The organism is Clostridium yunnanense (assembly GCF_016595795.1).
In the GTDB taxonomy this organism is placed as follows: Bacteria; Bacillota; Clostridia; order Clostridiales; family Clostridiaceae; genus Clostridium_AR; species Clostridium_AR yunnanense.
Genome location: NZ_JAENHN010000032.1, coordinates 40541 through 65965 on the forward strand (window position 1 = coordinate 40541; position 25425 = coordinate 65965).

Below are 25425 nucleotides of genomic sequence, written 5' to 3' on the forward strand. Positions count from 1 at the left end.
GTGTCTTAATTTCCATTTATAGTACCCGGAACGGTTAACTTGCATTAATCTACAAAGATCCTTAAGAGAATATTTAGCTTTTAAGCTATCTATTATTTCGTACTCACATCTTTTATAGTAACGAATTCCTTTTTTGCACCAACTCCTTTCACTATGTATCCTTTTTTTAATCTTTTAATTTCGATTTCTTGCTTTGCTACAATTAAACGAAGTCGGTCGAGTTCATTCATTGATTTGTTTGTATGCAATGCAGCAAACTTATTCCCTGGCTTCTTTTTGTTTTCTAAACCAGCTTCGCCGTCGTTTAAGTATTTGTGAATCCAAGTTGCAATCATACCACTTGAAATTCCTTCTTCCTTTGCTAGAGTTGGTCGGCCTATGCCTTCATCAAAATATCTACGAACAATACGGAGTTTTTCTTCCTTAGTCCATGTTCTATTTGAACCACCTTTTGTTCTACTCATCATAATCACATCCTTATATATAAATTTTAACATGAAAAAAGTAGACATGCTTTTTTTCATGTCTACTTTTATCTTACAACTTCATATCAAAAGTTGATAAGGTGTTTTCTTATTAAACCTATTTAAAATGCACCAGAGTCTCCGCCACCGCCGCAAGATCCGCTATCTCCACCGGAGGTAAAGCCACCTCCGTCTCCAAAACCGCCACCAAAATCACTAGAATTATTACTACTATGATCTGTAGTGTTTTCTATTAATTGATCTTGAAAATCATCAAAAAAGTCATAATATATAAAGTTAAGATAACTCATGTTGTAAAATAGAGGATCTGAGTATATATAGTTATCATTTGCTAGATTAGGAGAGAACTCAATTATTTTATCTGTTAAGCCTAAAGCGAGAGCATAAGGTAAATATTTTTTCCATTGTTCTGTAGATATAAGAGCTTTTTCATTTGAGGCTAAATATTTAAGTAAGAACTTTTTAAAAGCAATCCATTTTAAATGTTCGTTATTATAAGTATTAGTTAAAACATAACGGTTTCTTATTTTTATGTTGAAAGGCTTTGAATCAGCTTCTGTTTTTATTAGGATTTTCCAATCATCAAATTTATTTTTAAAATCTAAGGCTGTTCCACGCTCAGTTGTTTGTTCTTCTATATCTTTTAGTGAAAAAGAAGGATAATCGCCATAAGAAGAAAGCCAATTAAGTAGATATCTCTCGTGAATAGAACAAAAGTCTAAATTCTTAGTATTTATTGAAAAAGTAAAAGCTATTTTTTCTTCCCCTTTGTTAAAGAGCTTTTTTTCTACATAAGAATTTGCGGTATAGGTTAATATATTTCTTACTGATAGATTCAATAAGGTTGCAACTATATCTTTAATTTCTATATACTCGCTAATTAAGTAAGTTACTAAAGCTGGACTTAAGTCGCTAGGAAGAGACTCACAATAAGTATCAGTGAAAATTTCCTCTGTGCTTCTATACTCTTCAAGTTCTTTTTGAAACTTTTCCTTTTCTTTAGCATTATGAAGTATTAAAACAACTGCTAATAAAAGTATAGTTGAAACTAAGATAAAAATCCCAACACTACTAGAGTTATCTGTATCATAATTTTTAGGAGGTACGTTAGTAGGTGGAGTAATCGAGTTTTTTGAATTATTGGTGTTGTTATTTGCAGTGTTTTCTGGGGTATAAGCGTTATTCATCTGTTCGTTATAGATTCTATTGTACCCATCTTCATTAACTACTTTTTTAGCATCTTTAAGATAATCAGTAGGAAAAAGTATACGACAACCAAAGTATTCTCCAGCATTAAGTTTTGCAATACTAAACAAGAAATTATTAACATCTGCTTTACTTGCAGTTCCAGAAGCTGGACCTATGCCCCAATATTTTGCGTCTTTTAGATTTCCTGTTGGAAAGTTAACCTTAAGGGATAGGTTATTTATATCTGTATTAGATGAGTTTTCGTAGAACTTTCTAAATAATTCACCGGCGTCATTATACTTGGTTGCAGCTCCAATTATGGAGTATTTAATATTGAACTTAACCACTTTATTGCTGTTTTTTGAATATATAGTCAGTTTTTTGTAGTTTCCATCTGTAGCTACTGTATAAGTTTCATTTTGTTTACTATCATTGTTCTTAAATATAACTTTGTTTGAACCATCTAATATACTAATTTCAATATTCTCCACTCCTGAGCTTTCACTAAAATTAATATTTCTAGTGATTCCATTAAAGTCCCCTTTGAAGTTATATTCATATACTTCTGAAACTTCAATATCACCAGCGGTATTTAGTATGGTATCTATGGCAAGTCTGTCAATAGAAAAACTTTTACTATCGGCATGTACGGTATGATATGGAAGTAAAAGTATAAATAATAAAAGAACTACTAGATATTTAAAATATTTTTTCATAGACTTCTCCTCATCTTAATTTTTTTAGACAACCAATACTTAAGTTTGATTGCAGAACATAATGGTTTAATAGAGCATAAAGAAAAATTTATATTATAAGATAATTTTATGGATATATATGCTTTATTTTACAGTAAAATACTTGCGCGGACAACTATATAAATGATTAGAGCTCAAAAAGAAAACAAATATGAAAGGATAAATTAAAAACCTATTTTTATTTACACAAATAGAAAAATATACCTGACGACAAAATGGTATAATTTTTGACAATATATTTACTAACACAAGGAAATGTGATAAAATTTTAACATAGATTATTACTACATTTAAAAAATAATTTAATTCTATGTAAATTGACTAAACAGGGGGATCATGCATGAAAAGCATTAAAGCAAAAATGATAGTATGTTTAGGTTTGTTGATAGGTGCTATATGTATTGGGCTAGGAATAGCTTCTTTCATGAATTCATCAAAAGCACTAACTTCAAATTTATCAAAGACTCTACCAAAGATAGCAGAACAGTCAGCAAGTAATATTCAAAGTAAAGTTGAAGGTCAGTTGAGTTCATTAGAGGTTCTTGCAGCAAGAAATGATATAAAAAACCTAAATGAACCATGGGACAATAAAGTATCAATACTCAAAGAAGAAATAGCTAGAAGTGGAAGCATTAAAATAGGTATTGCAGATAAAAATGGTGATGTACAATATACCGATGGGAAAAATGCTAACATTAAAGATAGACCATATTTTCAGAATGCATTAGCTGGTAAAGGTAATGTATCAGACCCATTAATTAGTAAAGTAGATGGATCTATAGTTATAGTATATGCAGTACCAATTAAAAACAATAATGATATTGTTGGAGTATTAATTAGTACTAGAGATGGCAATAAATTAAGTGAAATAACTAATCAGATTAAGTTTGGACAAACAGGCAGTGCCTTCATGATAAAAAAAGATGGAACAGTTATAGCACATAGTAATAAAGATTTAGTAATGAAATTATACAATCCTATAGAAGAAGCAAAAAAAGATTCTAGTTTAAATGAATTGGCCAATGTTGAAAAAGATATGGGTCAAGGTAAAATGGGAATGAGTAAATATCTATTCCAGGGAGTAGAAAAATATGTAGGATATGCTCCAGTAAAAGGAACTGAATGGTCATTAGCAGTTGTTATATCTAAAACAGAGGTGTTATCAGAACTTGATAGTATGAAGGTTTCTGTTGTAGCATCATCTCTAGTGTTTTTATTAATTGGATTAGCAATAGTTTATGCTGTTTCAACTTATATAGCAAAAGGAATAAAATCAACTTCAAAGCACCTAGATTTGCTAGCAAAGGGTGATTTAACTGAAGAGGTTTCATCTAAATACTTGACATCTAAAGATGAAGTTGGGGAAATGACAAACTCCATGAAAACAATGCAACATTCTCTTAGAGAAATGATTAGTAGAATAAAAGAAAATTCTTCAAATATTAATGGACAATCAGAGAACCTTGCATCTGTTGCTGAGGAGATCTCTAGTACTACACAAAATGTTGCTGAATCGATAAATGAAATTGCACAAGGAACAGGAAATCAGTCTGAGGACTTAATAAATGTAACTGAGGTTATAGATAAATTTAGTAACAAGTTATCTGAAATGGTAAATGAAATACAAGTAGTAGATTCAAACTCTAGGGAAATTAGTTTAATGGCTAATGAGAGTAGTAGTGAGATGAATAAGTTAAATCAGTCTGTAACAAAAGTTAGTGAATCCTTTAAGACCTTTAACACCAAGATTATTGGACTTGGAAAAAATATAAATGAAATAAATGAGATTACAAATATAATTAATAACATAGCTGGACAAACTAATCTGTTAGCATTAAATGCTGCTATTGAAGCAGCAAGAGCAGGAGAAGCTGGAAAAGGATTTTCAGTAGTGGCGGATGAAATAAGAAAACTTGCTGAACAATCAAAGGTTTCTTCAGAAGATATTAAAAGACTAATTAGTGAAATATCTAACAATACAGATGTTATAGTTCAAGATTCTGTAGAAATGGATGATGAGCTTATAAATCAAGTTGGAATAATAAACGGTTCAATAACTTCCTTTGGGAATATTATAGAGGCAGTAGGTGAAATAATTCCTAAAATAGAAACTGTTAAAAATTCAGCTGAAGATATAGATAAGGATAAAGATACTATATTATCTAGAGTAGATGGGGTATCCTCAGTTGCTCTCGAGGTTTCAGCCTCAGCTGAAGAAATTGCTGCATCATCAGAAGAGATGAATGCTTCTACAGAAGAAGTGGTGGCAGCGGCTCAAATACTTAGCTCTATGACTGGCGAAATGCTTGAGGAAGTAAATAAGTTCAAAATTTAAATTGATACATAAATATTAAAAATCAGGAGGTTTTAATCAAAAAATGATTAAAACCTCATTGCTTTTTCAAATTTACCTATTTTCAGTTTAAGATATTAACACTAAGTTATTTTTTATATCAAATACAATCTCTTCAATAATATCTTTGATTTGTAAGTTTCTTGTTCCAGGGATATAAATTCCGTGTTTTTGTAATGGGAGTATATACTTAGTACATTCCATATTAAAAATTGATTTTGAAATTAGTGGGGTGATTTCTCCGTTTATGCTGCCACTACACATCACTCCGATTGGGCCAATGATACCATCAATTTTATTTGTTCTGCAAAATGAAGAAATCGCTCTTTCGCCACTTATACCAACGTTTGCCCCGGCTTTTACCATGTTTGAGGTTGCAAAGGTATTTGTGCCAAGTGCAATTATATAAATATCTTTTTCTATTTCTTTACGAATTTTCTTTATAATTGTTTGTCCAAGACCTGCGCCTTGTGCGTCTATTACAGCGATTTTCATTGTAATGCCCCCGAAAAGTAATAATTATAGTGTAATAACATTATTTTTATATCTTTAAGTATTATTATATAATAAAATAGAATTATATTCTATTTTATCTATATAATAGTTCCAAATAGAATCTATTTAGTAATTATATTACCATTAATAGTTAACGGAATTGTCGCTTATTTTTTTATAGAAGTGGATTATCTATATAATATAATGGTTATGGAGGGTGAGCGTATGAGTATTAAGGTTGTAAAGCAGGAATTAGAGACAAATGAGGATTGTAGTAATGACATTAAAGAAATTTTGAAAAGTAAAAATGTATACCTAATAAACGTTATGGGTTCACCAGGTACGGGAAAAACAAGTTTAATTATAGAGTTAATTAAGTTGTTAAAGGATAGATATAATATTGCAGTTGTAGAAGGGGACATAGCTGGGCAAGTGGATGCTGAGAAAATTGATTCACTTGGAATTTCAGTAGTACAACTAAACACAGAAGGCGCTTGTCATATAGAGGCAAAATCGATTAAAACTATATTAGGGTATTTTGATCTAGATGAAATTGATATAATATTTATTGAAAACATAGGAAATCTTGTTTGTCCTGCTGAATTTGAAATAGGGGAAGATTTAAAAATTGCTATTTTAAGTATTCCAGAAGGTGATGATAAGGTTGAAAAATATCCATTGCTGTTTTCAAAGGCTAATGCTATTGCATTAAATAAATTTGACATGATGGAACACTTCGATTTTGATGATAATAAGGTAGAGGAAGATATTAGACTTCTAAATTTATCTTCTGAAGTATTTAGAATATCCTCAAGAACTGGTGAAGGGTTAAATTCACTTGCTACATATGTGGAAGGGAAAATAAATGTAAGGATTAAAAATAAATTAAGGTGATATTTACAAATTATAACTGTTGTAGTATTATATAAATGTATGCTACGAGAGTATACATTTGTATAAAGATTTTAAAAATATGTTAATCTAGTTTAATAACCACGAGGGTTGATTGCTGCTAACAGTTATCAATTTTTTGTGGTTTAATTTTTTTCGGAATTTTACAGGAGGAGTTAAAATGCATATTCCAGACAATTACTTAAGCCCAGCTACTTGTGCTGCAATGGGTGCTGTAATGGTTCCCATTTGGACAAGGGCCATTAAAAAAATTAAGAATGAGGTTAGTAAGAAGAAAATGCCACTTATGGGTATAGGAGCATCACTTTCATTTCTAACAATGATGTTCAATGTCCCCTTGCCAGGAGGAACAACTGGCCATGCTGTTGGTGGAACCTTATTAGCTATTCTTTTAGGACCTGCATCAGCTTGTATTTCTATAACTATTGCACTTCTAATTCAAGCTTTATTATTTGGAGACGGGGGCGTTTTAGCTTTTGGAGCAAATTGTTTTAATATGGCATTTGTTATACCATATGCAGGCTACTATATTTATAAGTTTTTAAAAGGAATAATCAAGGGTGAAAAAGGAGAGTATATTTCAACTCTAATTGCATCATACCTAGCGTTAAATGTTGGTGCTTTGTGTGCTTCAATTGAGTTTGGTATTCAACCCTTGCTATTTAAAGATGCAGCTGGAATGCCATTATATTGTCCATATCCATTAGCCATATCCATTCCTTCAATGCTTCTCCCGCACCTTGCAGTTGCAGGGGTTATAGAAGGTATTATTACCATAGGAGTATTGGGATTTATAAAGAAAGTTTCACCTGATATGATATATGAAAATACTACTGCTAAAATGAAACCTATATATGCCTTAATAATTGGATTAGTTTGTTTATCACCTATTGGTTTATTAGCATCAGGGACAGCTTGGGGAGAGTGGGGATCGGATGAAATAAGTTCTGTGATTACAGGTGGCAAAGCTTTAGGATATATACCTAAAGGAATGGAAAGTGGTTTTAGCCTTAGTGCATTAATGCCGGATTATTCAATCAAAGGGATACCGGATTACTTTGGATATATTTTATCCGCAGTTGCAGGAGTTGCCATACTTCTAATTATATTTAGAGTGATAGCAAGCATAAAAAAAGATGTCACAAAGGTGAACAATTAAGCTGATAGGAGTGGACGTTATAAATGCCAGAATGGCTTTTAAAAAAAGATAATTATATACCTGAAAAGGATAAGGATGCTTTTATAAATAAGAGCATCCTATCTATATTAGGGGTTCTTACAAGATTTAGATTACAAACAGAAGCTAGAGCTAATAAATTCGGGATAAATGCAGTACTTAAAGTTGTTACGACCTTTATACTTATTATTTTTGTTTCTTTGACTAAGAACTTTTCCTTTGTTTTGATCAGCGGTGTATTTTTACTTGTACTAATTAATTTTTTAAGTATTAATGAAATAAAATATATATTGAAAATTAGTTTTGTAGTAGCGATATTCACGTTAATAATTCTCTTGCCATCAGTTTTTTTGGGATACGGAAATAATACCTTAATGATTACATTAAAGGTTTTAATTTCTGTTGCGTTTGTGAATATATTAGCTTGTATTACACAATGGAATGATCTGATAAGGGCTTTAAAGATATTTCATGTACCTGATATGTTTATTTTTGTACTTGATATAACAATAAAATATATTATTGTTTTAGGAGAGTTTTCACTAAATATGATTTACGCACTCAAATTAAGGTCTGTTGGTAAAAGCAATAACAAGAGTACATCTCTTTCTGGAATTGTTGGAACCATGTTTATAAAGTCAAAGGAAGTAGCAGAAGAAATGTATGGGGCAATGGAATGCAGAGGGTTTACAGGTGAATATAAAGTATACAATAAATTTAAGTTTTGTTTAGCAGACTATATCTGCATAATAGTTAATGTGATATTTATAACAATATATTTTTACTTTGATAGGTTGTGATTTTATGATAGATATAAAAAATGTTTCTTATTTCTATAATCAGGATATTCTGGCGCTTAAAAATATTAATCTGCATGTTCAGGAAGGTGAAGCTGTCGCTTTAATAGGAGTTAACGGCTGCGGAAAGTCTACTCTAATGAAATTAATTAATGGCTTAATTTCTCCTAAAGAAGGTAATTATTTTTTTGAAGGTGAGGAAATAACTTATAAAAAATTACAGAATGAAAAGTTTTCAAAAGCATTTCATAAAAAGGTAGGTTTTGTTTTTCAAAATTCAGAAGTACAACTGTTCTGCTCTAATGTTTATGATGAAATAGCCTTTGGACCAAGACAGATGGGAATGAGAGAAGAAGAAGTTGAAAAAAGAGTAAATGATACCTTAAAACTATTAAAAATAGAGGATTTAAAAAATAGGCAACCATATCATTTGAGTGGGGGAGAAAAGAAAAAAGTAGCAATTGCTACTGTAGTAGTTCTAAATCCTGATGTATATATTTTTGATGAGCCTATGAATGGGCTAGATCCTAAAACAAAAAGATTTTTAAAAGAATTTATGGTAAATATAAATAATGCGGGAAAAACTATTATATGTTCTACCCATGATTTTGAATATGTAAAAGGGATATTTAAAAGAGCTATAGTGTTTTCAAAAGACCATTCAATCATGAGAGATGCTGCTTACGACGATGTAATGAAGGATACTGAATTCTTATACAACAATAATATTATTTAATACATTTTCATATAAAATTCATAATTTTATGCTAAGGTATGGATGTGCCACTTCAATCTGAAATCTATTTTTAAAACTCTCACGGCTTATGTGAGAAAATTAGAAATAATAAATTTTATTATGGAGTGGTTCATCTATATCATATTAATTCTTAGCGTAAGCTCATTAAAGCATCGGATGGATGACCATTTAATTTCAACACAGTACTTTAATGGCACAAATATTAAAAATAAAAAGTTATGTGAGGCTGGATTATGAATAATATTTTAATTATAGAAGATGAACAAAATGTATTAGATGTGTTAAAAGCTTATTTAGAAAAAGCAGGGTATTCAGTTTATGGCTCAACTAGAGGTTTGAAAGGACTTGAACTATTCAAATCAATAGATTTCAAACTAGTAATTCTTGATTTAATGCTTCCAGATATAAGTGGAGAAGATATATGCAAAATTATAAGAGAGAAATCAAAAGTACATATATTTATGCTTACTGCAAAGGGATCCCTGGATGAAAAGATTGAAGGACTAGAACTTGGAGCAGATGAATATCTTGTAAAGCCTTTTAGTCCAAGGGAACTAACTGCAAGAGTAAATGCTCTTTTTAGAAGGATTTCCTATGAAGAAGATAATTCGGACTTACTTTATAATGATGGGAGTTTAATAGTGGACTATGAAAAAAGACTAGTAAAAGTTAAAGGTCAAGAAGTCCCTTTAACCTCAAATGAACTAGATATCTTATATGCACTTATTGTCAATAAAGGGAAGGTACTATCAAGGGAGCAATTAATAGATAAAATTGGCGGAATAGATTTTGATGGATATGACAGAACAATAGATGTCCACATTAAAAATATCCGTAAAAAAATAGAGGAAGACACAAAAAAACCAAAATATATTATAACTGTTGTAAAAGTAGGTTATAAATTTGGTGGTGATAACTAGTGAAAAGTATAAGAAGAAAACTGAGTATTATGTTTTTTATATGTTCTTTAGCAGCAATTTTGCTCATTACAGTGTTTGTCAATTTAACCATTACAAAAAAGTTTGATGATTATATGGTAGACACGCAAAATAAAAGATATGAAAGAATTGTGTCTTATTTTCAAGAAATCTATAAAAGAGAAGGAAAATGGTCAAAGAATTCTGGTATTGAAATGATGCATGAAGCTTATATGGGAAGTTATTGCCTAACTCTACTTGATAGTAATGAAAAAACTATATGGGGTATGGATGCTAGCGATATTAAGAACAATTTACATTTCAATACTATGATGGTTAAGGATACTGGAGTATATAATTCTAAAAGATTTCCTATAGAAGTGGATAATAAAAAGGTAGGATATGTAGATATAGGACAGTATTCATCAGTACTACTATCTGAAGAAGATGTTAATTTTAAGTTATCTATAAATAAAAGTATTATTGCTAGTGGCTTAATAGCTATAATAATAACAATTGTATTAAGTCTATATTTCTCTAAACAATTTTCAAGACCTATTAAAGAAGTTTCAAAAATGTCTGTAAGCTTATCAAGAGGAAACTTCGATACCAAGTCTGTTACAAAGAGTAATATTAAAGAATTAGAAAATTTAAGAGCCAGTGTAAATGTATTAGCAGGAAAACTAAAGCAGCAAGATATGTTAAGAAAACGGCTTGTGTCTGATATATCCCATGAGATAAGAACCCCTTTAAATATACTACAAAACAATTTAGAAGCAATGATAGATGGTATTTTTCCTGTTACTGATGACAGACTTAAAGATTTAAACGATGAAGTTATTAGATTCGGTAAGCTATTAAATAATCTAGAGTTATTAAAGCAGTTTGAAGCAGAAAGTATAAAAGCTAATTTTGAAACAGTTGATCTAAACCAGATACTGAAGAGCGTATGTGAAGATTTTTATATGGAGGCTCAAAACCAAGGAATAAATATTAATTATAATGCTCAAAAAAATCAACAATACTATATAACTGGTGATAAGGATAAGCTAAGACAAGTTTTCTTAAATATAATTTCTAACTCGATTAAGTTTTCTAAGGATAGTGGAAATATACATGTTAATATGTATCCTAAGGACCAAAAGTTAGTTGTAGAGATTAAAGATAATGGAATTGGAATAAAAGAAGAAGATTTACCTTTTATATTTGAAAGGTTATATAGAGGCGACAAAAGTAGAAATGAAATAGATGGAAGCGGTATAGGTTTAACAATTGTGAAAAATATTTTAGAGCTTCATCTTGCTGACATTGAAGTGGAAAGTAAAGAAGAAAAGGGCACAAAGTTTACTATATATTTTGATAGGGTTATTGTATAAAAGTAAAGAGTGCCAAAGTAAGGAATGCATACAAAAAGTAGCTAAAGATTTTTACTTTAGCTACTTTTAAGTTATTAATGTGTATGTTTTTAGTATTACAAATTAATTACTTCATACCATCCATACCACTCATATTTCCCATGTTACTAACGATTTCTGGGTTAACCATACCAAATATCATTGCTATATGTGCAACTACAAGAAATCCACCTACTAGTATGAAATGTATTTTCATTTTTTCTTGATCTGATTTATTTTTGAAAATTAAACCTAAGTCAAGTAAAGCAAGAGGTAGAAGGAAGATTACACCGCTTAGATAAAAACCAACTGCTACTACGTCTACCCAAGTATGCCAACCACCTGTTTTAGTCAATGGGATTACTGCTGTTATAAATAGATAAATAAATATTCCTGTAAAATAGAAACCATCAAAAATTGAAACTGCCTTGTTTAAAGTTCTGATACCGCCACTTTTTATTTTGTTAAATATAATAAAGAATTCCGTGATGGTAAGAGTCTCAGCACATATTACTGGTATTGCCATAAAGATTAGCAAGTTCCAAGGCTGATTTGATGCCAATAACGACATATAATGAGTCATATTCATAGTTTTATACCTCCAAAACATTTTATGAGAAAATATTATCAAAATCATATGAAGAAAATATGAAGTGAATAAATTTAAGTATTAGCTTTTATTAAGAAAATAATGAATTTGCTTCTTCATAAAATCTTTATAGGAGTACGCTAATATATAAAAATAATAAGAATGTTTTCAAATTTAATTATTTTGGAGGGAATAATATGAGTTGTCACAATAAAGGTAATAAAAATAAATCAAAACATAATAATGGATTTAGTAAACATATGCTGCATATGCTTATTTGCTGTGGGCTACCAATGGCGGTAATATTCTTTTTACCGTTTATAGCAAGTTTGAGTCCTAGTATAGCCGGAGTGCTTGGCAAGATCGCTCCATTTTTGTGCCCAATAATGATGTTTGCAATGATTCCAATGATTATGGGAAATAAAAATAAGAGTTGCTGTTCAGAGGATAAAAAAGAAGCTGTAGAGGTTAAAGAACCTATAAAGTAAAATTACACTTTATCATATTGAAAGACATATAAACTGGGAACATATATAGCTTAGTTAACTACAAAAATGAGAGCAGCTTCAATTGTGAAGCTGCTCTTACTTTTCACTGGATAGAAAATCACAAAACTTAAAACATAGCTGAATTTTGATGAATTTAAATATTAAATATTTAGTTATAGATAGCAATAAACTACTTATTATTATAATATTGTCCTAGAGAGATACCATTTGCTCCAAGAGGTATCTGATGGTCGAGGCCTATGAACTTTCCTCCAGATTGCCAAAGTGCAGGTTTCAATAACGCGTACTTTGCTTCATCCCAAGTCTTCCAATCATTACCGAGAAGCCCACCTGTATCACCTGAATTTGGATTTATGCACCAAAAAGTTTGATTAATATGCTTGCTTACTATATAGTCTCTCAATAAAGTCATCCATTTTTGATTTTTTCCGCCGTCCATAAAGCCACCCCATTCACCGATTAAAAGTGGCGCAATTCCTTTATCATTTATATATGCCCAGCTGTTATACCAATAATCATCTAAAAGAGTTTGTGTTGTAAAGTCTTTATCAAACCAAGTTTGATTGTAAACTGAAGGACCATAATCATGAGGTGAATATACAATCTGACTATTAAGAGAACCTAGGTTTATTGGATAGTCTTTTACTCCTCTAAGGTTTCCACCCCACCATGCACCATACCAAGGTGACTGGTCTCCTGTAGCACCAAATATATCAGGAGTGTTATAAGTGTATCCTTTTTCGGTTTTTGGATACTGTTCAACACCTTCAATCATTACAAGTAACTTTGGATTTTTTGCAAGCACTGCCTTTGAGCATTTTTCAGCTGCATATTTCCAATTATTTTCATCAGTAGAGTTATCCCACTTTGCTATATTTGTAGGAGCAGTAGTTGTATAACCTCTCTGACCATGAGGTTCGTTTTTAAGATCAAAGGCTAGGATAGTATCATCATTTTTGTATTTATCAGCTAGCCATGCCAAAGTGTTTATCCATTTATCAGTGGTTATTACTCCAGCAGTTGTTGTATTTACGCCATACCACAATGGATAATTATGTCCTGAATTATTGGAATCTGGACTGTGTACATCAATCATCACTTTTATACCTAACTGTTTACAATAGCTCATTATGGTATCAAATATCTCCATACTGTTTTTAACACCATTGGTTGTTGGGTCGTAGAAGTCAGGATTGCAAACATAATAAGGAGGATTATTAGCAGCAGTAACACTTGAAACTTTATTAGGCTTCCCAATCATCCAACTATATAAAAGTTCAGAGGAAATAGGAACTCTTAAGAAACCTATACCTCTATCTGCAATATTTGTTAAAATACCTTTAATGTCATACCATGCACCATGGAATACGTTTTCGGTACAGTTAAAACCAAACCAGTTTGCACCAGTAAGCCAAACCTCCTTTCCATTCATATCATAAATCTTATTGCCTACGCAATGTAGCCAATCGTCATTATTTGTATCAGCTGCTTTTACTTTTTGAATGTTGCCAAAAGAACATGTTGTGATTACAGTTGAAACAATAATAAGTGATGAAATTAGTCTTCTTAATTTTTTCATTATAAAATCCCCTTAATTTAAATAATTTTAGATAATCAAGATTTTAGACAACTATCAGTTTATTGAGTTTTAAGATTAAAGGTGTACACCTCCTTTATTTCGATTATTAAGTACTATGACTACAAAGGTTTTAGTTAAATTTTAGTGTGATTATTTCAGCAAGAAGTTGTATAGTTAGTTTTAAATTTTTGCGGTATGTAATTTAGGTTATCTGTTTAACCGGAATAAATATCCCAGTTCTATAAATTAAAAATACATTTCGTTTAGAAGTGGTACATCTCTATATATAGAAAGTATATATCTATATATTAAATAATATGTTATAAATTTACAATTAGACATTGAAATAAGTTACTGATATTTTTAAAATCGTCACTAAAGAGTTAAGCATATGTATACGAAGAGGGGCTTTATTAAGATTTACTTATTAGATATTGATACATTACTTTTTAATTTTGATTTAAAAAGTAAAAATATCAAAGGTAAAAGTAAATTTATTCTATATTATTAATTTTTTGTATGTCCTAAAATAAACACATGAAAACGTTTTTGAGAGGCTGAGGTGGTAAGTGGTGAGTAAAATGTTTTTGAAGATGGAAAATATACATAAGAAATTTCCAGGGGTGTATGCATTAAAGGGCGTAAATCTGGAGATAAGGAAAGGGGAAGTACATGGGTTATTGGGCGAGAATGGAGCAGGAAAATCTACATTAATGAAAATACTTGGTGGTGTACAATCTCAAGATGAAGGAAAAATATTTGTTGAAGAGGTTGACTGTGGCTATATTACACCAAGTAAAGCAGCTCAGTTAGGAATTGGATTTGTACATCAAGAGTTAAACTTATGCGAATCTTTAACTGTTGCAGAAAATGTATTTATGGGGAGACTTCCGTATAGGAACAAAGCCTTAGGAATAGTGGATTATCAAAAGTTATATTTAGACACAGAGGCAATATTAAAGACACTAGAAATTGAAATTAAACCTACAGATTTAGCTTCTGATTTAGAAACGGCTAAGAAACAAATGGTTGAAATTGCAAAAGCAATAAGTCTAAATGCTAAGCTTATAATTTTTGATGAACCAACAACCTCACTTTCAAGAAAGGATGTTTCAAGCTTATTTGAGGTAATAAAACATCTAAAATCACAAGATGTGGCTGTTATTTATATCTCTCATAGATTAAAGGAGATATTTGAAATATGTGATAGGGCTACAGTGCTTAGAGATGGAACCTTTATAGGAAACTGTGAGGTTAAGGGTATAAGTCAGGATGAACTTATAAACATGATGGTTGGAAGAGAGTTAAAGAACTTGTTTCCAAAGGAGATTTTTGAGCCGGGAGAAGTGGTTCTTGAAACTGAAGGAATTAGCGATACTACTGGAAGGATTAAGGATATAAGTGTAAAGGCTAGAAAAGGCGAAATCTTAGGTTTTGCAGGATTAGTAGGTTCAGGTAGAACTGAGCTTATGAGACTAGTATTTGGTGCAGATAAAATAGCCAAAGGTAAGCTTAAGATAAATGGCAAGGTTGTCAAAATCAAATCTCCAGAGGATGCTATAAATAATGGAATATGCTTGCTGACAGAAGATAGAAAAAAGCAAGGCTTATCTTTGGTTATGAGTGTAAATGACAACATCAATATTACTAACTTAAAGAGTTTTATGCTAAACCATAAAGCCTTGAAGGAAACCGGTGAAAGATTTAGAGAAGCTTTACTTATAAAGGCAGCTAATCTTGATGTGATGGCTGGAACACTCTCAGGTGGAAACCAGCAAAAAATAGTTCTTGCTAAGTGGCTAAATACCAATTCAGAAGTATTCATTTTTGATGAACCTACTAAGGGGATAGATGTTGGAGCAAAGGCTGAAATATATCATATCATGAATGATTTAGTGAGAAAAGGTAAGGTTGTAATCATGATCTCCTCAGAGCTTCCAGAGCTTATAGGTATGTCTGACAGAATATATGTTATGTGTGAAGGAAGAATAACAGGAGAACTGAATAGAGAAGAAGCTAGCCAAGAAAAGATAATGGCCTTAGCTACAGTTGGAGGTGCTAATTAAAATGGATCAAAAAGTAAGTTCTAATACAAAGGCAGTTGTTAAAAAATCAGTTGATTTTAATATGAGAAATTTATTTTTGAAATATTCAATTTACCTAGTTCTTGTGGTACTAATAATAGTATTTTCAGGTATAAGTCCAAAGTTTTTAAGTACTGCAAACATTGGTAACTTTTTAAGACAGATTCCTACCGTAGGAATTATAACTGTTGCTATAACAATGGTATTAATTACAGGAGGAGTTGACTTATCTATAGGAGCGATTGCGGCTTTTGCGGGAACCGCAGCAGCATTTTTGGCCGTTCATGGATTTAACCCAATAATAGTAATTGCTGCATGTTTATTAATTGGTGCCATGTGGGGAATGTTTAACGGAGTTCTTATCACAAAGTTTAAACTAGAGCCCTTTATATTAACTATGGGTACAAGCTACTTAATAAGAGGTCTAATATTATTCTTTACAAATGGAATCTATATCAAAGGGGTTCCAGATTGGTTTTATAGTCTTGCTAATACAACAGTTGGACCAAGAATTATACATTCAAACACTGTAATATTTGTAATATTAGCAATCATAATGGCCTTCGTAATGAAAAATACAAGGTTTGGACGTTATAGCTATGCAGTTGGTTCCAATAAGGAGTCAGCAAGACTATCAGGTATTAATGTAAATAAGCACTTTGTTAAGGTATATGTAATTGAAGGAATATTTGCTGCCCTTGCAGGCTTGCTTTTAATGTCAAACTTAAATGTTGGTGCACCAAGTGAAGCTAACGGTATAGATTTATTTGCAATGGCTGCTGCAATTATTGGAGGAGCACAATTTGGAGGTGGTATCGGTACTATTGGTGGAGCTATGGTTGGTATTCTTACAATACAAGTGTTCCAAAATGGACTTGCCATCTTAGGTGTTAATACCTTTATACAACAAGCTGTTACCGGTGGAATCATAGTTGTGGCTGTAATTATAGACTTCTATAGAAAGAGAAGTACTTTTAAAACAAAATTTTAAATTAAGGAGCTGTTAAAGCACCGTGTTGAAATTAATTAAATAATATTGTTATCAAAAATTTTAAGATAAATAAATGATTACTTAAGGGGGATTTGAGAGATGAGAAAAAGAATTATTGCTGTTGTGGCAGCGCTACTGGTAACTGGAAGCATTTTTACAGGGTGTGGACAAAACGATAATAAAGGTACAGCTTCATCAGGAAAGAATAAAACTCTTTATTTTGTTCCTATAGTTGATACAGGTGCATATTGGTCACCAATGAAGAAAGCTGCTCAAGATGAAGCAAAAGCATTAGGCTACGAATTAGTATTTAAAACATCACCTTCTAATGAGCCTCAAAAGAATGAAAAGCATTTAGGCTTTGTAGATGAAGGTATACAAAACAATGCAGCAGGTATAGCAGTTTCTCCAATGGATCCAGATATGTTTGATAAGAAAATCAAAGAAGTTAAGGATGCAAATATTCCAGTTGTAACTTTTGATGCTGATGTTAAGACAAAGGACAATAGAACTGCATATGTTGGAACTGACAACAAACTTGCAGGTGAAGAACTAGGAAAGCAAGCTGGTGAGTACTTAAAGTCTAAAGGGGTTAAGAGTGGTAAGATTGCCTTAGCTGCAGTAAATTTAACTCAAACTACTATGACCTATAGACAAGATGGAATAAAATCTGGTTTTGAAAAAGCTATGGGGGATGATGCTAAGAACTTCACATGGCTAGAACCAATACAAGATAATGACCAAGCAGCTGAATCTAAGAAACAATTAGAAGGACAAATCACAGCAAATCAAGATATGGTAGCAGTTTTTTCACTAGGTTCAGAAGGTCCTGATACTGGTGTCATGGAAGCTTTAAAGTCTCAAAATAAAGCTGGAAAAATATATCACTTTGGATTTGACTACACACCAACTTGGGAAAACGGTATAGCAGCTGGTTTAATAACAGGAATAGTTGATCAAGATTCTTATGCTATCGGAAAGACTGTAATTGATGTGTTAGATAAAAAAATAAAAGGTGAAAAAGTAGATAATAACTATCCAGTACCTGTTAAGTGGGTATCAGCTGATAAGATAGTTGAGTATGGGAAAGAAAAGCAAAAGCAATTTACTACTGAAACTAAATAGTTTCTTCAAATACAATTTGAAGCTTTAGAGGTGTTAAAATTAATTGATTATTTATCATATACTTTAATGAGTTTTCGCAAAGAATCAATTAATTTCTAAAGTATTCTTAAACATTAGGAAAAAATTAAATATATTTAAGGAGGTTTTATAAATGGATAGAATTCAAAATCCAATATTAAGAGGTTTTAATCCAGATCCTTCAATAGTAAGATGTGGAGAAGACTACTATATAGCTACATCAACTTTTGAGTGGTTTCCTGGTGTTCAAATACATCACTCCAGGGATTTAAAGAATTGGCAGCTAATTAAAAGACCTTTAGATAGAATGAGTCAATTAAATATGGTGGGTAATCCTGATTCAGGTGGAATATGGGCTCCTTGTTTAACACATTCTGATAATATGTTTTGGCTCATATATACCGATGTTAAACATCTATCAGGAATTTGGAAAGATTGTGCTAATTACTTAGTAACTTGTGATAGTATAACCGGAGACTGGAGTGAACCTATATATCTAAATGGAGTTGGTTTTGATGCATCTTTATATCATGATGATGATGGTAAAAAGTATTTATTAAATATGGTTTGGGATCATAGAGAAGGAAATCATCAATTTTATGGTATAGCAATTCAAGAATATAGTCATGAAGAAAAGAAGCTTATAGGTGAGTCAAAGCTGATTTTTAAAGGCACAGAAATAAAGCTAACTGAAGGACCACATATTTATAAAATAAATGGCTATTATTATTTAATGGTGGCTGAAGGTGGTACAAAGTACGAACATGCTGTAACTGTGGCTAGATCAAGAAATATCATGGGACCATATGAGCTTCACCCAGAAAACCCAATTTTAACTTCTTGGAATAGTCCTAGAAATCCATTGCAAAAAGCTGGACACGCGTCCTTAGTTCATACTCATACTGATGAATGGTACCTTGCTCATTTGGTTGGTAGACCACAGACTGAAAGAGGCTGTTGTCCTTTGGGTAGAGAAACTTCCCTTCAAAAGATTCAGTGGATAGATGGATGGCCATACGTAGTAGATGGTAGAGAACCTTCTCTATATATAGAAGCTCCTAAAATGGAAGAAGTAAAATGGGAGCGCAATTATCCTGTAAGAGACGATTTTAATGAAGACGAATTAAATATAAATTTCCAAACCTTAAGAGTTCCTTTAGACGAGACTACTATGAACCTAAAAGAAAGAAAAGGTTTCTTAAGACTTCGTGGAAAACAGTCGTTAACTTCTAAGTTCCTTCAAGCACATGTTGCTAGAAGATGGCAAAGCTTTAACTTTGATGCTATAACAGGTGTTCAATTTAATCCTTCTAGCTTCCAACAAATGGCTGGCTTAGTATGTTACTACAACACTGAAAACTGGGTTTATGTAAATGTGACTCATGACGAAGAATTAGGAAGGATAATAAGCTTAATTGAGTGTGACAATTTCAAATTCTCGCAGCCACTTAGAACTAAGCCTATAGTAGTACCTGATGAAGTAGAAACAGTTCATTTTAAGGTTGAAGTAAGAAGAGAACAGTATAAATTCTTATTCTCTTTTGATGAAAATATGTGGATTGAGCTTCCTTTTATTTTTGATTCAAATAAACTTTCAGATGATTATATTAGAGGAGAAGGCTTCTTCACTGGAGCTTTTGTAGGGATGTGCTGCCAAGATGCAACAGGACAAAACCTAGAAGCAGACTTTGATTACTTTACTTATAAAGAAATTTACTAACTTTAAGCTGGCAAGGAATTTTTACTTAAAATCCTTGCCTTAATTTATTATAAAACTTAAATGCACTTAAGAGGATATTAAATAACAAAGATAAAAGAAGTTAACTTAAATAGTTAATAAGTTGTATGTTTGCAATAAAGAGTAAACAGTTACAAGATATTATGGTATCATTAAAGGAAGAGAGAGATAAAAATGTTATATTGTCATAAAGGGGATAATATGAGAAGGTTGTTATCAATTTTTCTAATAGCCGTAATTACTTTTAGTTTTCAGGGGTGCGATGACAAAAAAGTAAACGATTTAAATAGCGATTCGAAAATAACTCTTAAGATGTGGCATATATGGGCTCAAAAATCTCAAGATAATAATTCTATTATCATAGAAGATGTAATTAAAGCCTGGAATAGAAATCATCCTAATGTTCAGATAGAGGTTGAAAGTGTTGAAAGCGAAAAATATAAAACAAAATTAAAAACAGCATTTGCTACAAATGAATTGCCAGATATATTTTACTGTTGGGGTGGGGGCTTTTCAGAACCTTTAATACAATCTGGAAGAGTACTGCCTCTTAATAATTATTTGGGGAGTGGAGTTCTAAGCGAAATTAAGGATAATATGTTAGGCAACGTCACTTATAAGAATAAGATATATGGACTGCCACTTACTTTTTCCGTAGGAACCTTTTATATAAATACGGAATTGTTTAATACCGCAAAAATAAAGATACCTGATAATTATGAAGAATTTCTATCTGCAGTAAAAGCCTTTAGACAAAAAGGAGTAACTCCTTTATTAGTTGGAGAACAGGATAAATGGACAGGAATGCTTTATTACGATATTTTGGCACTTAGAGAAAGCGGTTTAGAAGATAGTAAAAAGGCTCTTTCTGGTATCGAAGATGGCGATGTGTTTTTAAAGGCAGCTAAAAGATTAGAAGAGCTCGTGAACTTAGGCGCTTTTGATGAAGCTAGCTTAAAGTATATGAGGGATGAATCAGAAATGCTCTTTAAACAAGGTAAAGTTCCTATGTATTATACAGGAAATTGGCTTGCAGGTGAGATTCAGGCAGAAAATTCATTAATTAAGGATAAGGTTGTAGTCAAGGCTTTTCCATTAATGAAGGATGGCAAGGGTTCCGAAGAAGAATTTTTAGGAGGAGCTGCTGATTATATGATGGTCAGTAATAACTCTCAGTACAAAAAAGAAGCAGTAGAAGCAATGGAATTTATATGTAAAAATATTTCTAAAAAATACTATGAGTTTGGATCAGGACTTCCTGCATGGAAGGATGATTATGATGAAACAAAAGTAAATAAGCTGTCAAAAGAGCTAAAAAGGCTTACTGAGAATGGAAAGTATCTTTTATATTGGGATATATATTTAGGTGAAGAAAGAGGAGATAAGCATAAAGATTTAGTTTATAAACTGTTTCAACACAAGATAAGTCCAGAGGAGTTTGCTAAAGAAATGAGAAAACTGGAGGAATATCACTAAAACTATGAATAATAAAATAAGTAAATTTAGTGCTTTTCTTCTGCTTGATAGTTTAAAGGAAAAGTACTTAAATTTAAAGATAAGTTCGAAAATAGCTATATATTTCTCAGTGATTTTTATTATTGCAACTATTGTAATTAATTTTACTTATGACAGTATCAACAAGACCTACATGACAGAGAAAATTAAGCAAAGTTCCTTTGAAGCTTTAGAGAGTGCTGAATCTAGTACAAATATTATAATTGATAATGTGTCTAATGCTTCTAAAATGATAGTTTCCAGTGACGATATTCAAAGTAACTTAAAAAATGCTAATTCACAAACTGATTTAGAGCTTCAAAATAATATAAATAAATACTTAACTCAATTCACTAACTTTAATCCTAATATAGCTTCTATCTATATCTTAGATAATTATAGCAATAAATACTATTCTGAAAATAATACCTATAAAAATTTTAACGTTGATGAGATAAAGAATATGGACTGGTATAATGAGCTGATTAAAAAGAATGGAGGCTATATTTTAAAGCTAAATGGTGGCGGATTGTTTCATAATAAAGAGTATGATTATGAATCCTATGTTTCTTTTATAAGAATAATAAATGATATCAATACACAGGAAAAAATTGGAGTGCTAATCATAAATATCAACGAAAATGCCTTTTATGATTCTATTGTAAAAGTGAGCAATAAATCAGGTACTAAGCTGATTATAGAAGATGAGAATAACAAAATTATTACTAAGCCTGATATTGAGAAAGGAATACTACAGGAAGCTGAAAAAGAAAAGACTTATACTGAAAATAAAGGGTTTATCATAAAAAAAATTGATAAGAAAGATTATATAATATCTAGTATAAAAATGAAAAATAACAATTGGAACTTAATTAGCATCAGTGAATACAGCCAGTTAGGAGAACAGTCAAAATATATTAGATACTTCATTTTGATCTTTATTGTTGTAAACATCATTCTAATTATATTAGGTGCTTTCGGAATATCAAGGATGATAACCAGGCCACTTACAAAGCTTCATCAGTCAATGAGAGCTGTAAAAAATGGAGAATTTAAAGCTGTTGACATTAAAACCTATAATGATGAGGTTGGAGAAGTAAAAAATGTTTATAATATTATGGTTTCTCATATAAAATTTCTTCTAAACAAGATAAGAGAAGACGAAAAGTTTAAGAGAAAAGCAGAGCTTGATGTGTTAATGTCCCAAATAAAGCCGCATTTTTTATATAATACCTTTGATACTATAAGTTCACTAGCTTTATCAGGAGAAAATAGAAGTGTATACGAAATAATAAAGGCTTTAGGAGCTTTTTATAGAACAAGCCTAAACAACGGACGAGACATAATAACTGTTGAGGAAGAAATAAAAACCATAAAAAGTTATCTATTGATTCAGAATGTAAGGTATAGAGATAAGTTTGAGGTCCAATATGATTTAAGTCAAAACTGTGATGGTTTTAAGATAATAAAGCTTGTACTTCAGCCCTTGGTGGAAAATGCAATCTATCATGGGCTTAGAAATAAAACTGTTAAAGGTTTCATAAAAATCTCTGTCTATGAGGAAGAAAACAGTGTTGTACTAGAGGTTGAAGACAATGGAGAAGGCATAGATGAAGATAAACTTAAGAGTATCAATGAAGGAAAAACTTCTGGTATTGGTGTAAGAGCGACAAAGGAAAGATTGAGAGTGTTTTATGGTGAAGAGTGTAAATTCAGTGTTACAAGTGAAAAAGGCAGAGGGACTAAAATAGCTATAAAGATTCCTAAAAAGGATGTGTACTAATCTATGGAAAATAGAATAAAAATAATTATAGTAGACGACGAAAATTTGATTAGGAATTTAATCAAGAATTGTATACCTTGGGATGATATTGGTGTTAATATAGTAGGTGAAGCATCAAATTCAGAAGAAGCAATGAATTTAATTGAAAAAGTTCAGCCAGATATTATATTAACTGATATATGTATGCCTTCAGCTGATGGGTTAGATATGAGTCAGTATGTTTTAGACAAATATCCAAGTATAAAGATTATTGTAATTACTGGCTATGATGAATTTGAATATGCTAAAAGAGCTATAAAGGTTGGAATAAGTGATTTTATTCTTAAACCAATTGATGATAAGGAGCTAAAAAATAGCATTTTAAAGCTAAAGGATATTATACTTCAAGAGAAAGTAAAAGAAAAGGATTACCTACAAATAAAAGATAGAATTGATACCTTTGGATCAATTATTGACTTAAAGCAAAGTAATGATGAAGAAGATACAGCCTTGAATATAGATGAAATAAAAAAGTTTATATTAAAAAACATATCAAATACTGAGCTGTCACTAAAGCTGGTATCTGAATATTTCTATGTAAATTCAAGCTATCTTAGTAGAATATTTAAATTTAAAACTGGTATGAATTTTTCTGAGTATATTATTAGTGTAAAGATGAAAATCGCCATTGATATGGTTAGAAATTCAGATGCAAAATCCTGTGAGATAGCTAGCAAGATAGGAATAGCTGATCCTAATTATTTTAGTACTTGTTTTAAAAAGTACACTGGATATTCTATGAAAGAATACAAGAAGCTTAGGGAACAATCAAGAGAGCAAACCCAAAAAAGCTAACTGAAGAAAGTCGCTTCAGCTACTTTTTTATAAATTATATATAAAGGAGAATGACATATGGGAGTAGATGTAAGAGAATATGGTAAAACAAAAGAAGGGCAATTAGTATATTGCTATACGTTGAAAAATTCAAAAGGTATGACTGCAGAAATTATTAATTATGGTGCAATATTAACATCGCTTCTTGTAGCTGATAAAGAAGGAAATTTTGATGATGTTGTGCTTGGTTATGACTCTCTAGAAGGATATTTTGTAAACCCAGCATTTTTAGGATCAACTATAGGAAGATATGCAAATAGAATTAAAAACGCTGCTTTTGAGTTAAATGGTGTTGAATATGCCTTAACTAAAAGTGAAGGAGAGAATCAATTACATGGAGGATTCACTGGGTTTCATAAAGTTCTTTGGGAAGTTGCAGGTGTAAACGATAATCAAAGTCCAAGCATAGAACTAACCTATTTAAGTAAAGATGGCGAAGAAGGCTATCCTGGAAATCTTAAAGTTAGAGTAAGATATACTGTTACAGAAAGTAATGAACTTAAAATAGATTATGATGCTGTCTCAGACAAGGATACTGTAATTAATCTAACTAACCATTCGTATTTTAATTTAGCAGGACATGCTTCTGGAACAGTTTTAGATCATAAGGTTATGATTAATGCTGATAGATTCACTGTTATTGATAGTGCTTCAATTCCAACTGGTGAACTTAGAGAGGTAAAAGGAACACCAATGGACCTAACTAACCCAGTTAAATTGAGTGAAGGGATTTATGAAGATTACGAACAATTAATTGTTGCAAAAGGTTATGATCATAACTGGTGTCTAAACGCTAATGGCAATCTGTTAGAAAAATCAGCAGAGGTAACTGAGGATAATACAGGTCGTGTTATGGAAGTATATACTACAATGCCTGGAGTACAACTTTATTCTGGAAATTACTTAGATGGTTCTATAATTGGTAAAGATAAAGCTGTTTATAACCAAAGAAATGCATTATGTCTTGAAACTCAATTTTATCCAAACTCTATGAATGTTCCAAGCTTCCCTTCTCCAGTTGTTAGAGCAGGAGAAGAATATAAGCAAACTACTATTTATAAATTTTTTACAAGGTAGTATATAAGATAAGCCTAGTTACCTATAAGATTTGTCATATGTGCCTATAAAGGTATAGGCTTAGCTTAAAAACGCTAAAGATTTCTTTAGCGTTTTTTTTGTATAAAATATTAGCGACAAGATAACCTAGCAACTTAATATGATTTGAATGTTTTTTTATAATGTAGCAAGAAATAAAACTTTTTGATTATTAAATTGATATATACGATCGATACAATTGTTTTATGTTATGTAACACAAATTTATGTTGGGTACTTAATTGGAAAGCATATTACTGAATTTAATGTGGTTATAAGAAAGACAAGTTCTATAATTCAAAAATTAACATATAAATA

General features: G+C 31.1%; 21 protein-coding genes. 16 read left to right on the forward strand and 5 right to left on the reverse strand.

Annotation, left to right across the window (positions count from 1 at the left end):
• Positions 1–92: 92 nt before the first annotated feature.
• Both JHL18_RS10690 and JHL18_RS10695 read right to left on the reverse strand, forming a co-directional pair.
• Positions 93–464, reverse strand: coding sequence for a transposase (locus tag JHL18_RS10690; protein ID WP_243277857.1), 372 nt, complete (start codon positions 462–464; stop codon positions 93–95).
• Positions 465–586: 122 nt separating this feature from the next.
• Positions 587–2389, reverse strand: a complete 1803-nt coding sequence (locus JHL18_RS10695) for a DUF2207 domain-containing protein (RefSeq protein ID WP_200268956.1) — start codon at positions 2387–2389, stop codon at positions 587–589.
• A gap of 379 nt (positions 2390–2768) precedes the next feature.
• Here JHL18_RS10695 and JHL18_RS10700 point away from each other — a divergent pair, with 379 nt between their 5' ends.
• Entirely contained in the window at positions 2769–4763 is a 1995-nt protein-coding gene (locus tag JHL18_RS10700; protein ID WP_200268958.1) for a methyl-accepting chemotaxis protein, read from the forward strand.
• Between the two features lie 87 nt (positions 4764–4850).
• Here JHL18_RS10700 and JHL18_RS10705 read toward each other — a convergent pair whose 3' ends face one another.
• Positions 4851–5276 carry a DUF3842 family protein gene (locus JHL18_RS10705; protein ID WP_200268960.1) on the reverse strand — a complete coding sequence of 142 codons (426 nt, stop codon included), beginning with the start codon at positions 5274–5276 and terminating at the stop codon, positions 4851–4853.
• A 225-nt stretch (positions 5277–5501) separates the two neighbouring features.
• On the opposite strand from JHL18_RS10705, the gene hypB reads away from it, so the two are divergent.
• The 6 genes from hypB (at position 5502) to JHL18_RS10735 (ending at position 11212) form a co-directional block, all read left to right on the forward strand.
• Positions 5502–6170, forward strand: coding sequence for a hydrogenase nickel incorporation protein HypB (gene hypB / locus JHL18_RS10710; protein WP_200268962.1), 669 nt, complete (start codon positions 5502–5504; stop codon positions 6168–6170).
• Between the two features lie 178 nt (positions 6171–6348).
• A complete protein-coding gene (gene cbiM, locus JHL18_RS10715) occupies positions 6349–7347 on the forward strand; it encodes a cobalt transporter CbiM (protein ID WP_200268964.1) in 999 nt (332 codons plus the stop codon).
• Positions 7348–7370: 23 nt separating this feature from the next.
• A complete protein-coding gene (locus tag JHL18_RS10720; RefSeq protein ID WP_200268966.1) occupies positions 7371–8165 on the forward strand; it encodes an energy-coupling factor transporter transmembrane component T in 795 nt (264 codons plus the stop codon).
• Between the two features lie 4 nt (positions 8166–8169).
• Positions 8170–8898 carry an energy-coupling factor ABC transporter ATP-binding protein gene (locus JHL18_RS10725; protein WP_200268968.1) on the forward strand — a complete coding sequence of 243 codons (729 nt, stop codon included), beginning with the start codon at positions 8170–8172 and terminating at the stop codon, positions 8896–8898.
• A 254-nt stretch (positions 8899–9152) separates the two neighbouring features.
• Positions 9153–9839 (forward strand): response regulator transcription factor, encoded by a 687-nt coding sequence (locus JHL18_RS10730; protein ID WP_200268970.1) that lies wholly within the window; start codon positions 9153–9155, stop codon positions 9837–9839.
• Positions 9839–11212, forward strand: a complete 1374-nt coding sequence (locus JHL18_RS10735) for an ATP-binding protein (RefSeq protein ID WP_200268972.1) — start codon at positions 9839–9841, stop codon at positions 11210–11212. Before JHL18_RS10730 ends, JHL18_RS10735 begins: the two co-directional genes overlap by 1 nt.
• Positions 11213–11318: 106 nt before the next feature.
• On the opposite strand, the gene JHL18_RS10740 is transcribed toward JHL18_RS10735, so the two are convergent.
• Positions 11319–11819, reverse strand: coding sequence for a DUF6803 family protein (locus JHL18_RS10740; protein WP_200268974.1), 501 nt, complete (start codon positions 11817–11819; stop codon positions 11319–11321).
• A 197-nt stretch (positions 11820–12016) separates the two neighbouring features.
• Between JHL18_RS10740 and JHL18_RS10745 the strand changes: the two genes are divergently transcribed.
• Complete coding sequence (locus tag JHL18_RS10745; protein ID WP_200268976.1) at positions 12017–12307, forward strand: hypothetical protein; 291 nt, start codon at positions 12017–12019, stop codon at positions 12305–12307.
• Between the two features lie 190 nt (positions 12308–12497).
• Here JHL18_RS10745 and JHL18_RS10750 read toward each other — a convergent pair whose 3' ends face one another.
• Positions 12498–13907, reverse strand: coding sequence for a glycoside hydrolase family 5 protein (locus JHL18_RS10750; RefSeq protein WP_200268978.1), 1410 nt, complete (start codon positions 13905–13907; stop codon positions 12498–12500).
• Between the two features lie 572 nt (positions 13908–14479).
• Between JHL18_RS10750 and JHL18_RS10755 the strand changes: the two genes are divergently transcribed.
• The 8 genes from JHL18_RS10755 to JHL18_RS10790 all read left to right on the forward strand — a co-directional run bounded on the left by JHL18_RS10755 (position 14480) and on the right by JHL18_RS10790 (position 25090).
• A complete protein-coding gene (locus JHL18_RS10755) occupies positions 14480–15973 on the forward strand; it encodes an ATP-binding cassette domain-containing protein (protein WP_200268980.1) in 1494 nt (497 codons plus the stop codon).
• A gap of 1 nt (position 15974) precedes the next feature.
• Positions 15975–16982 carry an ABC transporter permease gene (locus JHL18_RS10760; RefSeq protein ID WP_200268982.1) on the forward strand — a complete coding sequence of 336 codons (1008 nt, stop codon included), beginning with the start codon at positions 15975–15977 and terminating at the stop codon, positions 16980–16982.
• Positions 16983–17081: 99 nt separating this feature from the next.
• Positions 17082–18107: a sugar ABC transporter substrate-binding protein gene (locus JHL18_RS10765; RefSeq protein ID WP_200268984.1), complete on the forward strand. Its 1026-nt coding sequence runs from the start codon at positions 17082–17084 to the stop codon at positions 18105–18107.
• Positions 18108–18258: 151 nt separating this feature from the next.
• Positions 18259–19845 carry a glycoside hydrolase family 43 protein gene (locus JHL18_RS10770; RefSeq protein WP_200268986.1) on the forward strand — a complete coding sequence of 529 codons (1587 nt, stop codon included), beginning with the start codon at positions 18259–18261 and terminating at the stop codon, positions 19843–19845.
• A gap of 219 nt (positions 19846–20064) precedes the next feature.
• Complete coding sequence (locus JHL18_RS10775; RefSeq protein ID WP_200268987.1) at positions 20065–21339, forward strand: extracellular solute-binding protein; 1275 nt, start codon at positions 20065–20067, stop codon at positions 21337–21339.
• 4 nt (positions 21340–21343) lie between these two features.
• Complete coding sequence (locus JHL18_RS10780) at positions 21344–23140, forward strand: sensor histidine kinase (protein ID WP_200268989.1); 1797 nt, start codon at positions 21344–21346, stop codon at positions 23138–23140.
• A 3-nt stretch (positions 23141–23143) separates the two neighbouring features.
• Positions 23144–23974 carry a response regulator transcription factor gene (locus JHL18_RS10785; RefSeq protein ID WP_200268991.1) on the forward strand — a complete coding sequence of 277 codons (831 nt, stop codon included), beginning with the start codon at positions 23144–23146 and terminating at the stop codon, positions 23972–23974.
• A gap of 57 nt (positions 23975–24031) precedes the next feature.
• Positions 24032–25090: an aldose epimerase family protein gene (locus tag JHL18_RS10790; RefSeq protein WP_200268993.1), complete on the forward strand. Its 1059-nt coding sequence runs from the start codon at positions 24032–24034 to the stop codon at positions 25088–25090.
• Positions 25091–25425: the final 335 nt, after the last annotated feature.